Raw genomic sequence first — 16,268 nt, 5'->3', positions numbered from 1 at the left:
GAGTTTTACATGGGCATTCGTATAACAGGTACAGGGTTATTTCACCCGACCGAATCTATTTCCAATGCAGAATTGGTGGAAAGTTTAAATGCTTATGTAGAACAATATAACCAAGAACATGCTGACAAAATTGCAGCAGGTGAATTAGAGCCATTACGTGGTTCAAGCCCTGAGTTTATTGAAAAAGCATCAGGTATTCAGCGCCGTTATGTGGTTGAGAAGTCTGGTATTCTTGATCCAAAGCGTTTACGTCCTCGTTTACAAGAACGTAGCAATGATGAGCTTTCACTTCAAGCAGAATGGGGTGTGATTGCAGCAAAACAAGCGATGGAAAATGCAGGTGTTACCGCAGAAGACATCGATGTTGTGATTTTAGCTTGTTCAAATATGCAACGTGCTTATCCAGCTGTGGCGATTGAGATTCAATCTGCACTTGGCATTCAAGGCTATGCGTACGATATGAATGTGGCTTGTTCTGCTGCCACGTTTGGTTTAAAGCAAGCTTATGATGCGGTGAAGTGTGGTGCTCGCCGTGTTTTACTGCTCAATGTTGAGATTACATCAGGTCATTTAGACTATCGTACCCGTGATGCACACTTTATTTTTGGTGATGTTGCGACAGCATCGATTATCGAAGAAACTGAAACAAAATCAGGTTATGAAATTTTAGATATTCATTTGTTCACGCAATTCTCAAACAATATTCGTAATAACTTTGGTTTCTTGAACCGTAGTGAAGATGCGGTGGTGGATGATAAATTATTCCGTCAGGATGGTCGTAAAGTCTTTAAAGAAGTTTGCCCACTTGTTGCAAAAATCATTACTGCGCAATTAGAAAAACTCGAATTGACAGCTGAGCAGGTTAAGCGTTTCTGGTTACACCAAGCCAATGCCAATATGAATGAACTGATTTTAAAATTAGTTGTAGGTAAAGAGGCTGATTTAGAGCGTGCACCAATCATTTTAGATGAGTTTGCAAATACCTCATCTGCGGGTGTGATCATTGCGATGCATCGTACAGGTGAACAGGTCAATGATGGTGAATACGCTGTGATCTCTTCATTCGGTGCAGGTTATTCAGTCGGTTCGATCATTGTGAAAAAGCATATTGCATAAGTTTTGAAAATTTAAAAAAAACACCGCATCTGAATATGCGGTGTTTTTTTATTTAAGCAATGATATTTACTTCAACATAATAGCGAGGTCTATCAGTTGTGGGGTGGTGCTGCTACCAATTGTCGAAGCCGCCAGATTTGGTGTGCCGTCTACATTAACAGCGAGTCTAGCTCTTGGTGTCATAATCGTTGTATCACTGTTTAAATCGATGCGATATAGAACGGAGGGCCCCGTCATTCCAGACACGGTTGCTAAAGCAAAACCATTGTCTCCACCAGCAATGTCAAAACCATTATCCATCCCTAGATTGATTCCTAATGCACCAATTGAATTGAGTACACCATCATTTGGTGGACTTTGTTTCACTAAAAGTTGGTTGCCTTGATCTACGTTAAACAGTTCTGTACCAATCATTGGGATAGGTGTTTGGAAACTGTTGGTATAGGCGGCTGCGCTGACGACTGCATCATCGATACCATTTAGGTCACCATCAGTAATGGTGTCGCCTGTATCAACATTGATCCTTAAACTTTGTCCTGTATTACTAATGACACGTAAACGATCAGCAGCAGGGTTAAAGTCAACAGCAAAGCTTGTACCAAGTAGCGTTGTGAAAGGATTGTCATCACCCATCGCAGCTTTCAGTGAGGATTGAAGTGTTGCCATACCTGTTTGAGTATTAATGGTATATAGATTTGATTGGTCACTGAGTCCATATAGCATGCCAGATTTATCAGTCGTGGTTTTAAATCGAAAATCGATTCCAACAATTTTTTCTGCAACTTTTAAACCGGTAATATTGATTTGTTTAACTGAATTTGGAGTATTCGCCATAAAATGAATCAGCTGGTTGTTGGCACTCAAACCATATGTATGTGCGCCGCTATCGGCAGCACTTGCGAGTGCTAAACCTCGAATACCAGAAGTCTGAAATAGATTTGGCAAGTTTTTGCTTTCAACAACGGCAGCATTTTCTGAGCCGACGGCAGCAACATTGAGGTGGTGGAGTTGATATGTGCCTGCTACTTTAAGGGCGGCATAGCCAACGTTATTAATCGGGTCAATATCAAAACCACCGCCGCCTTCAACATCAACACCTGATGCAAGCATTGCTGAATTGCCTAATGTGCCCGCATTTGCATTTTGTAGATAGATGCGATCAGTATTCTGGTCAATACTAAATAATCGTGTTGAAGCTGTACCAGCAAACGCATTGGTATATGCAGCAGCAATAATAGCGACTGATTCGGCACCTAAACTAATGTTGCCATCTGTGATCGTCGCCCCCGTATCAACATTAATTCGCAGATTTTGTCCATCATTGCCAATGACTCGTAGTCGATCCGCTGCTGGATTAAAGTTTACAGTCATCAAGTCAGGATTACCTGTGATTTTGTCAAATGGTGCATTGCCATCTGTAGTATCCATTGGGTCAGCAACTAACTTACTTACCCAAGTCGCACGTCCAGTTTGAGGGTTCAGCGTATAGATATTGCCCATAGTACCGACGGCATATAATTTTCCATCTTTTGGACGGTGGTCTATGCCAATAAGTTGTTCACCAGATTGCAGATTTGTGATTTTTAAATTAGAAACCAACATTTCAGGTTGATCACGATTGATTGAACCTATCATTCCATTGCTTGTCAGAATCAGCACATCGCCCGTTTTCGTGGGAGAGGGATTGGAATTATTATTTGAGTCATTATTGCAACCCAAAAGGAATAAGCTGCCTAAGACTGCGGTAGTCAGTGATAATATTCTTGTATTCATTTTTTAAATCCTGATTAATATTTTTGTTCATACAAAGCCTTAAGAAATATTCCTTATTACTTATAAAACTTGGGGCTTCTGTGATTGAGGGACTTACTGTAAATAAAGATTGAGCGCTTTATTTTTAGCTGTTAATTTAAAAAAATTTATTAACTAGAATCAGCATATAATTGCTGATATTGAAAGTAAATCAATGTTTTTAAGTGGTTTTTTTGTAGTTGGGTTTTGAGTTGTAATTATTCACGCGGAATTCACGGCTGATCAGAAATTTTAATTGTTAGGATGTGGTGATTTATGTGAGTTAGTGTTCTTAGGTATGAAAAAAAGAGAGAATCAGGGGATTCTCTCTTTTGCTTGGAAACGATTATGCTTCTACTGTTTGGACTGCGATTTTTTTAGCAGGATCGGCTTTGCGTCGAACAGCAGGAACCGGTTCACCACGATATTGGCGATCAGCAAAATAACTAGAACGCACCATTGGTGCAGACCAAATATTTCTAAAACCTAATTTACGTCCATGCTCAGCATAACGCTCGAATTCTTCAGGTGTGACAAAACGATCAATTGGCGCATGTTGTTTAGATGGCTGTAAATACTGACCAATCGTGATGTAATCTACGTCATGTGCTCTAAGGTCATCCAAAAGGGCAATCACTTCTTCTTCAGTTTCACCAATGCCGACCATCAAACCACATTTGGTTGGAATATCTGGACAATATTCTTTAAACATTTTTAACAGATTTAAAGAATGTTGGTAGTCAGAGCCCGGACGCATGGCTTTATATAAGCGTGGTACGGTTTCAATGTTGTGGTTGAAAACATCAGGCGGGCATTCGGTCATGATGCGAAGTGCAATATCGAGACGACCACGGAAGTCAGGAACTAAAATTTCCAGCAAGGTATTTGGACTAAGTGCACGTGCTTCTCTGATACAGTCAACAAAATGTTGAGCACCGCCATCAAGTAAATCATCACGGTCCACTGAGGTGATCACGGCATATTTTAAGCCGAGATTCGAGATTGTTTCTGCCATGTGGCGTGGTTCGTCCGCATCAAGTGCATTTGGACGACCATGCGCAACGTCACAGAAAGGACAGCGACGTGTACAAATATCGCCCATGATCATAAAGGTTGCTGTACCGCCACCAAAACACTCTGGTAGGTTGGGGCAAGCAGCCTCTTCACATACAGTATGCAGTTTTTGCGAGCGCAAGGTTGTTTTGATACGTTGAACCTCTTCTGGTGCGGCCATCTTGACGCGAATCCAGTCTGGTTTACGAGGTACTTCAACCGTAGGAATCACTTTTACAGGAATTCTTGCGACTTTTTCGGCGCCACGAAGTTTTAAGCCCTGTTCAGCTTTACGGTGTTCAGACATATCTTTTCTACAACCTTTAACTTGAGATATCTAGACATTATAGTCAAATTTACGAGTATATAGGACGAAATAGGTATTCATTTTAAAAATGTGTATATATAAAATATATGGTTGAGAAATACATCAATTCAACGCATATTGGTTATCATATATAGAGTAGTAAAAGTTTAACAGTCAAGGAGCTTTGAATGCCACGTAAGAAAGAGGTCGTTGGTGGGAATATTGTAAAATATGATGCAGTCATTCTCGGTTCTGGCCCAGCTGGTGAAGGCGCGGCAATGAAGCTGGCAAAAGCAGGTAAACGTGTTGCAATAGTGGATGTTCGTGATCAACTCGGCGGTAACTGTGCGCATGTCGGTACTATTCCAAGTAAAGCGTTACGTCAAACAGTTTCAAGTATTATCCGTTATCAACGTGATCCAATGTTTCAAAAAGTAGGTGAGTGGAAGCAATTCACCATGAAACAAGTGTTACGTAACGCACACAAAGTGATTCAGCAACAAGTCGATACGCATACCCGTTTTTATGATCGCAATAAAATCGAAACTTTTCATGGCCGTGCCTATATCCACGATAAAAATACCGTCTTGATTTTCAGTCATGATGGGATTAAGGACACGATTATTTGCAAACAAATCGTGATTGCTACGGGTAGTCGTCCTTATCAACCACAGGGTTTAGACTTTAATCATCCTCGCGTATTTGATTCAGACAAGATTTTAGATTTAGATTATACGATTCAAAAGATTATCATCTATGGTGCAGGCGTTATTGGATGTGAATATGCGTCTATTTTCATTGGATTAGACCATAAAGTCGACCTAATCAATACCCAGCAAAAGTTATTGAGTTATTTGGATGATGAGATTGCTGATGCCTTGTCTTATCATTTGCGTGAACAAGGCGTTTTGATTCGTCATAATGAACAAATTGATCGCTTAGAAACTTTTGATGATCACGTGGTATTGCATTTACTTAGCGGTAAGAAAATCAAAGCTGATGCGATCTTATGGTGTAATGGTCGTTCAGGCAATACCGATGGTTTAGGTTTGGAAAATGTTGGTTTAGTGCCAAATAGCCGCGGTCAGTTGATGGTTAATGATCAATATCAAACCGAAGTAGACAATATTTTTGCTGCGGGTGATGTCATTGGTTGGCCATCATTGGCATCTGCTGCCTATGACCAAGGTCGTTGTGCGGGTGCAAATATGGTCGGTGAGAAAAATGTCAAACCAATTAAAGATGTGCCAACTGGAATTTATACCATTCCAGAAATTTCTTCGATTGGCAAAACCGAGCAAGAGCTGACTGAAGAAAAAATCCCATACGAAGTAGGACAGGCTTCTTTCCGTCATTTGGCACGTGCCCAAATCACAGGTGATACGGTCGGCGAATTAAAGATTTTATTCCATCGAGATACTTTAGAAGTGCTGGGCATTCACTGCTTTGGTAACAACGCGGCTGAGATTATTCACATTGGGCAGGTGGTGATGCATAGTCCAAACAATACCTTGAAGTATTTTGTAGAAACGACATTTAACTATCCGACAATGGCAGAAGCATATCGTGTTGCTGCTTTGAATGGGATGAATCGTCTATTCTAACTGTGCTAGACATTGTATGATCCAAATGCCAATCAAATTGATTGGCATTTTGCTATTTTGTATTTGATAAAAGGGTTGCTATGAAAACTCAGAAAAATAATGTACTTGTCTTGATCGTTATTGCCTTGCTGATTTTTGCTTATGTCGGTTTGGAGCTTAAGCAAAATAGCACACAGCTCGAGACATCTTCATCTGTTGAGCAGCGTGTTGATGATCAAGCCAAGATCATGCAAGCCTATCAACAACAACGAAGTAAGCTTCAGGTACGCTCACAAGGAATAGTGAAAGCGATTTTGCCTGATGATAATGATGGCTCAAGACATCAAAGGATGATTTTAGAGTTGGACAATGGTTTAACGGTTTTGATTGCCCATAATATTGATTTGGCACCCCGAATAGAGGGGTTGCAAAAAGGTGAAACGGTTGAGTTTTATGGGGTGTATGAATATAACAATAAAGGTGGGGTGATCCATTGGACACATCACGACCCAAGAAGAAAACATATTGATGGATGGTTGAAATATAAAGGAAGAATGTATCAGTAACCATCTTCCTTTATCAGTTGTTGTGAAGATATGCGCTAAATCAGCTTGTAAGCGCCAATTTTTGACGGGATTTCCATTTGGGTAGCACTTTAGCTAAATAAGCGTCCATACACCATACAGGGCCAATCAGGAGGAATTGTAAGTCTTTAAAGAAAGATGGTTTTTTGCCTTCAACTTTATGTCCGTAAAATTGACCAATCCAAGCGATGACGAATATGCCGATATAGAAACCGATGCCCACAGGTAAGATAATAATCAGCCATGCCATTACAGCGAGTAAAGCAGCCATTGCGACCGCAAGCACGATATCTAGACGTGCATAGAAAACCAAAGTCAAAACAAGTAATAGTGCGGTTAATAAGGCACTAAAGTGCGCAAGAATACCAATAATCGAAAAAAGAATTGCTGGAACACATACCCAATGGATTTTTTTATTGGTTTGGTTTTGATGACTTTCACTATATTCATCGAACCATTCGTCGATTGATTTCACAGCGCTCTCCTTGCGATCTTGGTTATTTTTTAATTATCTCAATATACCGAAGAAAGTTAGAAGGGTCAAAATATCTGCGGGGTATTTAGGTTTGTTGCCGTGTAAAAATGATAAAAGCCACACTAGGCGGCTTTTATTTATTGTATGACTGACTGTAACTTAAGAGTTAGGCCCGTCTACACGTTCGATGCTCACTTTACCAAGACCTGCATTTGTAAGTCCGATTTGCTTCGCTGCACCATAAGATAAATCAAGTACACGGTTACCATGGAAAGGACCACGATCGTTTACCTTTACCACAACACTTTTACCATTATCACGATTGGTTACACGGATATAGCAGTTTAGTGGAAGGCTACGGTGAGCAGCGGTCATTGCATTCATATCGAATGTTTCACCACTTGCTGTTTTACGGCCATGGAACTGACGACCATACCAAGAAGCAACGCCAGTTTGGCTAAACTTACGAACTGTGTTCGAAGCAACCGCATTAAGCTTTTCAATCACTGAAGGCTCTTCTTCAGGAATGTCAATTTTTGCTGCAATCGTTTGGCGACGTACTTGGTCACCCGAACGCTCAGTGATTGAAAGACTATTTACGTTAGAAAGACGCGAATTAAAATTTTGAGAATCTTTACTTAGAACACGAGCGGCTAAGTTAGATCCATCCACATCATTATTCAATGATGAAGATTGTACCATTTCTGCATGTAACGGGCTTAAACTTAAGCCGGCTGTCAGCGCTAGAATATATTTTAGCGAAAACTGCATTGTATAAACTCCTAGAGAACATGCTTTTCTACTTCAATCAAACAGTCTGAAATATAGTGCACATGTCTAATTATTCACTTTTGCAATTTGCAATTTGGGGGCAGTTGTAACCACTTAAAGAGTTTGAACAGCCCGAACACTTGGGATGGATAATATTCATCGGCTATGAAGTGTGTCTAGTCATTAAAGACAAATAGCAACAAAAAGAACAAAAACACACAGTTTTTGATTAAAAAATGAACAATATTGTAACCAAATATGAAAACAGCTCAAAAAACATACTTTTTTAATAATAAAATTATTGACTTTTTAGTGTTGTTGAAAAAGCTAGTCTATCGACTAGCTACTTCAGTGCCTAATAACCATACAGCAGTCGCATACATACGGCTTCTGTTGTAGGTGGTAATGACTTGGAAATTTGGATAAGTGATGTAATAGATCGGACCAGAACGATCTTGTAATTCAATGACATTTACAAGGTCTAAATCATCAATTTTTACCAAAGGGTTAACAGGTGATATGCCCAATCGCTTGAGTTCACCGTAAGGTCTAGGTAAGGTCAAATCCTTCGCAATCACGCTTTCTGGATCATTTCCTAAATAACGAGCAGGGAAGCCAATTGGTCGATCTCGTTCCCAACCATGTTTAGCTAAATAGTTCGCAATTGATCCAATTGCATCAACAGCCGAATTTCTAAGATCAATATGACCATTACCATCGTAATCTACACCGAGTTTTTGGATATTACTCGGCATGAACTGTGGATAGCCAATTGCGCCTGCATAAGAACCAACAATACTATTGGTTGGATAGCCTTCTTTATATGTCCATGCAATTAGTGCTGCCAGTTCATCGCTAAAGTAATCTGCACGACGAGGGTAGCCAAATGCAAGTGTTGCTAAGGCATCGCGGGAGACGAAAGAGCCTTTATTTGCGCCGTAGCCTGTTTCTACCCCTAAAACACCGAGGATAACTGCTTTAGGTACACCAAATTGCTGTTCTGCGCGGTTTAGAGTATCTTCGTATTGATTTTTAAAACGGATACCGCGTTGAATCGTACCTTCAACCAAAAACATTGAACGATAATCATACCAAGGTTTACTTTCACCTGGACGCGTCATAATATTTAGAATGTTAGGAATATTACGCGCACCACTCATCGCAGTATCGATTTGTTCACCGCTCAAATTATAGGTTGTCATCGCTTTTTGTTTAAAAGCCATATAATTTGGATGGGTGTAAAATTCGTTCGCGTATGCCCAATTACAGCTTAAAAATAAACTGGCACTTAAGCTAAGAAATTTAACTGTTTTATTTAAAGTTATATGCAACATATGTTTATAAAATTCCTCGTTATCGATGCGTATGGATGGACATAACCAGTCCAAAAGTAGACATCAGCGTTATAATTGCAGTTCCGCCATAACTCATGAACGGTAACGGCACACCTACTACGGGTAAAATACCACTGACCATGCCAGCATTTACAAATACATAAACAAAAAATGACAAACCAAATGCGCCAGCGATCAAACGGCCATAATTATGGAAGCTTTGTAACCCAATTTGGAATGTTCTAAAAATAATCGCGAAATATAAAAGAATAAGCAGTATTACGCCAATCAAACCAAATTCTTCTGAATATGCGGCAATAATAAAGTCGGTATGACCCTCAGGAAGAAAATGTAGATGAGCTTGCGTGCCTTCTAAGAAGCCTTTTCCAGAGAAGCCACCTGAACCAATTGCCGTTTTGGATTGGATAATATTCCAACCTGTACCTAAGGCATCCGCTTCAGGATTTAAAAGTGTGAGTACACGCTGACGTTGATAGCCATGTAATAAAAATGTCCATGCGATCGGAATAATAATGGCCACTGCACCAGCGGCAGCAGCGATCAGCTTCCAAGATAAACCACTTAAAAAGAGTACAAAGATACCACTTGCAATAACCAGTAATGAAGTGCCTAAGTCGGGTTGTTCTGCAATCAATAAAAAAGGAATAAGAATCAGAACTAATGACAGTATGACTTGAGAAAAACTTGGGGGTAGTGCTTTGCGTGACAAGAACCACGCAATCATCATCGGCATGCCGACTTTCATAAACTCGCTGGGTTGCACACTACCAAAGCCCGGAATATCAATCCATCGCTGCGCACCCATACGCACTTCACCAAAAACCATAACCGCAATCAGTGACAACACGCCAAAAATGTAAAAGTAGGGCGAAAATGCCTGATAGACTTTTGGGGGGATTTGAGCCAAGCCCAACATGACGCCAAAACCGATGCCAAAACTGATTGCTTGTCTCGTAACTAAGCCAACATTCTGAGCGGAAGCACTATATAAAATAGTCAATCCAAGTATGGCATTTAAGATCAAGAACAGACAAAGCCATGGATCAATGTGTAATTGTTGCCAACGTGAAAGCTGCGTGGCTGTACTTAATCCATCGCGGGGTGCTTGACGTAAAAATTTATATTGTGAGCTTGGGGACATGTGATTCTAAATCAGGTAAAGCTAAGCTTCGAGAATGCTAACATAAACGCTGATATAGACAATCAAAATTTAGAAAATGTGACATTTATAAGTTTTAGCTTACGATAAAAAAACGGCCATTTTGCAATGACCGTTTTTTTATCAGCAGAAGCTTATTTTTGTACTAACAATTGATCAAAGTGTTTAGCGAATACTGCAAGCTCAGCTTGGCTTAGACTTGGAATTAATTTCTTAATTACAATATGAACTGCTGTTTCTACACCGCTGGTTGCAACGCTTGCAGCACCACGTTTAAGCATTCCTAAACCTAGCGTCTTATTGTACTCAGTCATGAAATGATGAATCAACGCATCAGCAAAAGATTTAAACTGTTTGGTGAGCGCATCACGTTGTTCCTTGCCATTACCAGCTTCGACTTCCGCAAAACTCTTTTTCATATCAGCAACAAGACTATCAGGCAGTACAGTACCAATACGTTGTTTACCTTCGTTGTCGATAAACAAACTTTTTTCCATAAAGTTCAATGACTCTAATACTTGGTCATTTGATGTTTTACCGAGTAGTTGTTTCATTAAAGACGAAACAATGCTACGAATTTTTTGAGCAAGTTCTTCAGTGGTATCTCGTTTGTCACTTGGTGGAAATTGTTGAACCAAATGAACCAACATGGTGTCAATTAACTCATCAGTAAGCTGTAGAGATATTTTGTCACGTAAAGGGTATTGTGGTTCTTTACTGTCACGATTGGCTTGTGCAAGTTGAATATCCTGACTCAAGCTTGCTGAAGGAAGAATACCGAAATAACTGGTCATTGAAGAACGTCCTCTATATCAAATTTATTCGTTTTATTGTCGTGCCAAGCGAATTGGCTCGGGCATCCATGACAAATCTGAAACTCGACATGGATTAATATCCAATCCTCCACGACGAGTATAAGTTGCATAGACCATCAACTTTTCTGGTTTAAGCAATTGCCAAATATCCGCAAATATTTGTTCTACGCACTGCTCATGAAAACCATTATGCTGACGGTACGAGATAATATAAGCTAATATGCTGCGATAACAAGGTCTTTTGCCTTTAAAACGGATAAAAACAGTTCCCCAATCTGGCTGTCCAGTCACAGGACAATTACTTCTAAGAAGATGTGAGTAAAGCTCAATTTCTACATTCTCTTGTGTCGTCATATCGTGCTGCAACAAAGTTGCATCGGGGTGCTCAGACAAACGCTCAGGGATAAGGTCATCAATACAAATACCCGTGGGTTGAGTAATCTTTAGATCATCCACTTGAAACAATTCAAGTTTAAGTGTTGCGCCAGCCGCTTTTGATAAATCTTGCTCAACAGTCTCAATAAATACCTGTTTAGAGGCGAATTGAGTGAAGTTCAAACTATTAAAATAAAGCTTGAGTGATTTTGATTCGATCAGATTTGGCGAGCTTGCAGGTAAGGTAAGACGACCAATCGCAACTTGGGGTAATCCATGAGGATTTAACCAAGAAATTTCAAAAATATGCCACCAGTCTTTGCCCTGAGTAATCCCATCAATATGTGCATATTGTTGGCGAGATTCAGCGCGAGCGATTGGAAATAAAACGTCTGGCTGATATTGAGTTGGATATTGGGTGTCTTTACCCAACAAAGAATGTTCTACACTCATTCACGCATTCCTGAACCACGAGCTAATAAATGATATGCAATTGCATAGAGGACGATACAGCATAAGGTCACAACGATTAATGAAAGCGAAACATTCACATCACTATGCCCTAAAATACCAAAACGGAAAGCATTGACCATATATACAATTGGGTTAATTAAAGATAAATTTTGCCAAAATGGGCTTAATGCACTAATGGCATAGAACACGCCGCCTAAATAGGTCAGCGGTGTCAATACAAAGGTCGGGATAATTGAAATATCATCAAATGACTTGGCATAAACAGCGTTGATTAAACCACCAAGTGAAAACAATAACGAAGTAATGATGACCGTATAAATAGTCACAAAGAAATTATGAATTTCTAGATGTGTAAAGAACAAGCTCATGATCGTCACAATCAAGCCAACCAATACACCACGAGAGACGCCGCCAATCACATAGCCCCACAGGATTAGATGTAGAGGTACGGGACTCATAATCAGTTCTTCAATGCTTTTTTGAAATTTCGCACTAAAGAAACTTGAAGATACATTGGCATAGCTGTTGGTGATGACTGCCATCATGATTAAACCGGGGATAATGAACTGCATATAGCTAAAGCCGCCCATTTCACCGATACGTGAGCCGACTAAGTTGCCAAAAATCACAAAGTACAAACTCATGGTGATCGCAGGGGGCAATAAGGTTTGTGGCCAGATCCGCATAAAACGGCGAATTTCTTTAACAACTAAAGTCCAAAGCGCGGTTTGTAATTGACTAAAGTTCATTGATCCGCTCCTGCAAGATTCTTCTCAACCATTTTTACGAATAATTCTTCTAAGCGGTTCGATTTATTTCGCATACTACTGACGTGGATATTCTGTGACTGTAACAATAAGAATAAATCATTCATGTTATGTGCTTTATCCATCGTTACTTCTAAAGTCACAGGATCAATTAAATTAAAGGTGAAACCGATAATATTAAAATCAATCGAATTGATCGGTTCTACCAAATCACAAATGAACGATTCTTCATTCATTTGATTTAGGAAACCTTTCATCGAGGTATCTTCTTTTATTACGCCACGATCGATGATCGCTATACGGCGGCATAGCATTTCAGCTTCTTCAAGATAGTGGGTCGTCAGAATGATTGACGTTCCATTTTCATTCATTTCAGTCAGAAAATCCCACATTGAGCGACGTAATTCAATATCGACACCCGCCGTTGGTTCATCCAGAATCAGCAACTTAGGTTCATGCATCATGGCACGTGCAATCATCAGGCGGCGTTTCATGCCCCCAGAGAGCATACGAGATTGAATGTTCCGTTTGTCCCATAAGCCAAGTTTTTCTAAATACAATTCGGCACGTTGTTCCGCCAGTTTTTTTGGAATGCCGTAATAACCTGCTTGGGTCACTAAAATATCAAATGTTTTTTCAAACTGACCAAAATTGAACTCTTGAGGAACAACACCCAGACATTGCTTGGCATGTGAAGGGTGGGTATCTAAGTTATGTCCAAAAATCTCAACTGAACCCGATGTTTTTTTGGTTAAAGAGCTAATGATACTAATCGTCGTCGATTTACCTGCACCATTAGGCCCTAATAATGCATAAAATTCACCTTCAGGCACGGTCAAATTAATACCTTTTAACGCCTGAAAACCATTACGATAAGTTTTGGACAAATCGCTCAACACCAAAGCATCAGTCATGAACGTCTCACGTTGTTAAATAGAATGAGTATTCTGAGCGATATGGAAAAATAAACCAAGTGGGAAAGTGATTTATCATGTTCTATATATAGAACAGAAACTAAAAAATTCACCGCAATTAAATCTTGATTTTTGGCGCAACAACAATTGACATGATGAGCTTTTAGTCATCTGAAGACGCGGACGACCACAGCCAAAAATTATCAGGGTTTGGCAATAAGGTTAATTTGTTTTCATGGGTAAAACTGAGCTTTGTGTTGAAGTGCCCCTAATGATCTTAAATATACATTAGAGAAATAAAGGTTTTGTTCAAATGGTATATTCTTGTAAATCATATTTTATGAATAATTATAGATGGTGGTAAGCTTTTCCATAGTTCTATTGAGAAATGAGTAAATCTAATGAATAAGCTGATTTTGTTGATTGTAAGTTTTGTGGTTGCTGGACATGTATATAGTGCTGAGGATTTGTATAGTAAAACAGAGTCTATTTTAATTAAAAAAGATAATGAGCAATTGGGTGAACTAGAAAGCAGTCAACAATATGATTTCTTTGGATCATCAATGCAACGAGAGCAAGACCGCATAAAGCAACAAGAAAAAGAAGTAGGCAAAATATATGATGAAAAAGCAATAACTGCCAATATGAGTCCTCATGATAAATCTCAGTATCTTCTAAGGAACAATGATCTAAACACACTGAATAAATTTGAAATTAATCAGCAAATTAAGTCCAATCAAGAAGGTAGAAATAAAGGTATTATTACTGAAAGGGATTACCAAAAAAGACTTGTAGAGTTAAATTCCAAAAAAAAGTAGGTGTAAAAACAAAGGTTAGTTAACTAACTCCAATCAAATATCTGAAATAGAGTTGGATTGAATATGAGATTTTTAAAGTTTTGAAATAAATACATAGCACCGCCCAAGTGGCGGTTTTTTAATGGGGTCAAAAATGGAACATATCAAATGCGCACAACTTTAAAAGAATTCGTTGTATGAAGAGTACTATGAAGTTATGAAAAGTAATTGTGGTGCGCTCAGCGGGACTCGAACCCACGCCACAGGCTTCGGAGACCTGTACTCTATCCAGTTGAGCTATGAGCGCATGTGTGCCACATCATAGGCAAAAAATACTTATAGGTAAATATATACCTTTAAACAAAGATGCTTCTTGATTATTAAAACAACGATTTTAGTCTTATTTAGAAATACTCATCCCGATATGTTCTATAAATGCTGCACTGAGTAATTAATCAATTTCAATGTTTGATTCAACTGACTTGGTGCAATGCGAGATTCCTGTAGAGATGTAATCCATTGCATCTGACAAAGTTTGAGTTGAGCTATTGTTTTGCTTTGTTGTATCTGTTGAATCAATGGTTTTGCCATTAAACCGCAATAGGTGGTTAGTGTTTGAATCATGACTTGCTGAACTTCAACAAAAGAAAGTTTTTCTAACGCAATTACTTCAGTTGCAATATTTTCATTGTTCGTCGCTGTTATTGTCTCTACGCTTTGTGTCGGCATAGATTGCGTTAAATTATTTGCTTTATGATTTTCTATGTATAAATCTTCTTGGACTCTCGTTTTTGTAGTCGATGAAGTTTGCTCAGCTAACAAGCCCATGTCTATTAATTGTTGAACAAGCTCAGTTGGGGCAATTTTTTTCTTATAATCATGATCAAGCATTTGGAAATCTTCATGATCAATCAGCAGTAATAAACGACGTTGACGAGCATTTAAAGCAATATTACGTTGTTGTAAGGCTATTTGTCCCAGCTCAGTTTTAAAAAAATGTGACATCTGTTCGTCTTGCCCCCAGTCAAAAATTTGATAGGGGCTAAGATACGATGCAATAATGACATTTATGTTAATAATTTATTAAATATCATTGGGTTGATATTTTATTTAATGATTTTGGTCTCTAAAGCCTTACGAAGATAAATATCTAAATCATCTTGGCGTAGTAACCATTGAATATAGTCGGCTGGTAAGTCTTGGATGGCTGTACCTTTATGTTTACCAAAAGTGATCGTTTTAGGAATACGTGCTTCTTCTGAGGCAAGATAAAGTTGTTCAATATTTTGAATATCCAACTGATGAATAATATGCATCAAAATATTGGCTGTTAAGATGATATCAGCATCAGCACGATGCGCACCTTTTAACATTTCTCGCGCTTTATCGCTGCCTTTTGCGATTAAATAAATTAAAGCTGAAATATTGTGCGCTTCAGCATCTTCCCATACTCGACGTGCTAGCGCTAATGTACAAATCGGTTTTAATTTTGAGATATCCACGCCACATTTTTCGATGGCGGTAATGTCGTAATCAACATTATGACCAATGATATAAGTGGTTTGATCTGGCAGTTGGAACGTCGTGTAAAACGGTTGATCAATTAAATCTGATTCTAAAATATGATGCACCGCCATTGCGGCAAAGGAAATCGGTTGACCGACTTGATAAAGCTGATCAAAAATTTTCTTTTTATCTAAGCTTAATTTTCCATTTTCTATTTCGATGGGTGCATAAGCGATTTCAATCGGCAAACCATTTAGCGTATGTGTTTCAGTATCTAAGATAATGGCTTGCATGATGTTAAACCTACGACGAATTTAGAATTTTATTATCTTACAAGAAATTCTATAAAAGCGGGGCGAATGATCGATTGTATTGCTTGATATTTTAAAAAATTGAGAGCGCGTTGCATAAAGAAAAGTCAAAAAA

Annotated in this window: 16 protein-coding genes and 1 tRNA gene; 4 read left to right on the top strand and 13 right to left on the bottom strand. The window is 38.9% G+C overall.

What is annotated here, in order from left to right:
• The first annotated feature begins 9 nt into the window (after window positions 1–9).
• Complete coding sequence (locus F903_RS12465; RefSeq protein ID WP_005197471.1) at window positions 10–1,116, top strand: beta-ketoacyl-ACP synthase III; 1,107 nt, start codon at window positions 10–12, stop codon at window positions 1,114–1,116.
• 66 nt (window positions 1,117–1,182) lie between these two features.
• Here F903_RS12465 and F903_RS12460 read toward each other — a convergent pair whose 3' ends face one another.
• Together F903_RS12460 and lipA are read right to left on the bottom strand one after the other, a co-directional pair.
• Window positions 1,183–2,889, bottom strand: coding sequence for a DUF4394 domain-containing protein (locus F903_RS12460; protein WP_005197470.1), 1,707 nt, complete (start codon window positions 2,887–2,889; stop codon window positions 1,183–1,185).
• Between the two features lie 364 nt (window positions 2,890–3,253).
• Window positions 3,254–4,267: a lipoyl synthase gene (gene lipA, locus F903_RS12455; RefSeq protein WP_004670670.1), complete on the bottom strand. Its 1,014-nt coding sequence runs from the start codon at window positions 4,265–4,267 to the stop codon at window positions 3,254–3,256.
• A 188-nt stretch (window positions 4,268–4,455) separates the two neighbouring features.
• Between lipA and sthA the strand changes: the two genes are divergently transcribed.
• The gene (gene sthA, locus F903_RS12450) at window positions 4,456–5,871 is read left to right on the top strand and encodes a Si-specific NAD(P)(+) transhydrogenase (RefSeq protein WP_004670671.1); all 1,416 of its coding nucleotides are present in this window, start codon (window positions 4,456–4,458) and stop codon (window positions 5,869–5,871) included.
• A gap of 80 nt (window positions 5,872–5,951) precedes the next feature.
• Window positions 5,952–6,416 (top strand): DUF3465 domain-containing protein, encoded by a 465-nt coding sequence (locus tag F903_RS12445; protein WP_005197467.1) that lies wholly within the window; start codon window positions 5,952–5,954, stop codon window positions 6,414–6,416.
• Between the two features lie 40 nt (window positions 6,417–6,456).
• On the opposite strand, the gene F903_RS12440 is transcribed toward F903_RS12445, so the two are convergent.
• The 8 genes from F903_RS12440 to F903_RS12405 all read right to left on the bottom strand — a co-directional run bounded on the left by F903_RS12440 (window position 6,457) and on the right by F903_RS12405 (window position 13,539).
• The gene (locus tag F903_RS12440) at window positions 6,457–6,909 is read right to left on the bottom strand and encodes an Mpo1 family 2-hydroxy fatty acid dioxygenase (RefSeq protein ID WP_004670673.1); all 453 of its coding nucleotides are present in this window, start codon (window positions 6,907–6,909) and stop codon (window positions 6,457–6,459) included.
• A gap of 159 nt (window positions 6,910–7,068) precedes the next feature.
• Window positions 7,069–7,680, bottom strand: a complete 612-nt coding sequence (locus F903_RS12435) for a septal ring lytic transglycosylase RlpA family protein (protein WP_005197464.1) — start codon at window positions 7,678–7,680, stop codon at window positions 7,069–7,071.
• Between the two features lie 332 nt (window positions 7,681–8,012).
• A complete protein-coding gene (gene mltB, locus F903_RS12430; RefSeq protein WP_005197461.1) occupies window positions 8,013–9,014 on the bottom strand; it encodes a lytic murein transglycosylase B in 1,002 nt (333 codons plus the stop codon).
• A gap of 19 nt (window positions 9,015–9,033) precedes the next feature.
• Complete coding sequence (rodA, locus tag F903_RS12425; protein ID WP_004670676.1) at window positions 9,034–10,176, bottom strand: rod shape-determining protein RodA; 1,143 nt, start codon at window positions 10,174–10,176, stop codon at window positions 9,034–9,036.
• 152 nt (window positions 10,177–10,328) lie between these two features.
• On the bottom strand, window positions 10,329–10,988 hold the full coding sequence (locus F903_RS12420) for a hypothetical protein (protein ID WP_004670677.1): 660 nt from the start codon (window positions 10,986–10,988) through the stop codon (window positions 10,329–10,331).
• A gap of 33 nt (window positions 10,989–11,021) precedes the next feature.
• Complete coding sequence (queF, locus tag F903_RS12415) at window positions 11,022–11,837, bottom strand: NADPH-dependent 7-cyano-7-deazaguanine reductase QueF (RefSeq protein WP_005197458.1); 816 nt, start codon at window positions 11,835–11,837, stop codon at window positions 11,022–11,024.
• Entirely contained in the window at window positions 11,834–12,607 is a 774-nt protein-coding gene (locus F903_RS12410; RefSeq protein WP_005197456.1) for an ABC transporter permease, read from the bottom strand. The genes queF and F903_RS12410 overlap by 4 nt, the downstream gene beginning before the upstream one ends.
• Complete coding sequence (locus F903_RS12405; RefSeq protein ID WP_004670680.1) at window positions 12,604–13,539, bottom strand: ABC transporter ATP-binding protein; 936 nt, start codon at window positions 13,537–13,539, stop codon at window positions 12,604–12,606. Before F903_RS12405 ends, F903_RS12410 begins: the two co-directional genes overlap by 4 nt.
• Window positions 13,540–13,940: 401 nt before the next feature.
• Here F903_RS12405 and F903_RS12400 point away from each other — a divergent pair, with 401 nt between their 5' ends.
• Window positions 13,941–14,357: a hypothetical protein gene (locus F903_RS12400; RefSeq protein ID WP_004670681.1), complete on the top strand. Its 417-nt coding sequence runs from the start codon at window positions 13,941–13,943 to the stop codon at window positions 14,355–14,357.
• A gap of 210 nt (window positions 14,358–14,567) precedes the next feature.
• On the opposite strand, the gene F903_RS12395 is transcribed toward F903_RS12400, so the two are convergent.
• The 3 genes from F903_RS12395 to F903_RS12385 form a co-directional block, all read right to left on the bottom strand.
• Window positions 14,568–14,643, bottom strand: a tRNA-Arg gene (locus tag F903_RS12395).
• Between the two features lie 122 nt (window positions 14,644–14,765).
• On the bottom strand, window positions 14,766–15,341 hold the full coding sequence (locus tag F903_RS12390) for a hypothetical protein (RefSeq protein WP_005197454.1): 576 nt from the start codon (window positions 15,339–15,341) through the stop codon (window positions 14,766–14,768).
• A gap of 101 nt (window positions 15,342–15,442) precedes the next feature.
• Window positions 15,443–16,135, bottom strand: a complete 693-nt coding sequence (locus tag F903_RS12385) for a 3'-5' exonuclease (protein WP_005197452.1) — start codon at window positions 16,133–16,135, stop codon at window positions 15,443–15,445.
• Between the last annotated feature and the right edge of the window lie 133 nt (window positions 16,136–16,268).

The organism is Acinetobacter sp. NIPH 298, assembly GCF_000369505.1.
Classification (GTDB): domain Bacteria; phylum Pseudomonadota; class Gammaproteobacteria; order Pseudomonadales; family Moraxellaceae; genus Acinetobacter.
The sequence above is the reverse complement of the archived record's forward strand: the minus strand, read 5'-3'. Positions and strand labels throughout refer to the sequence as shown.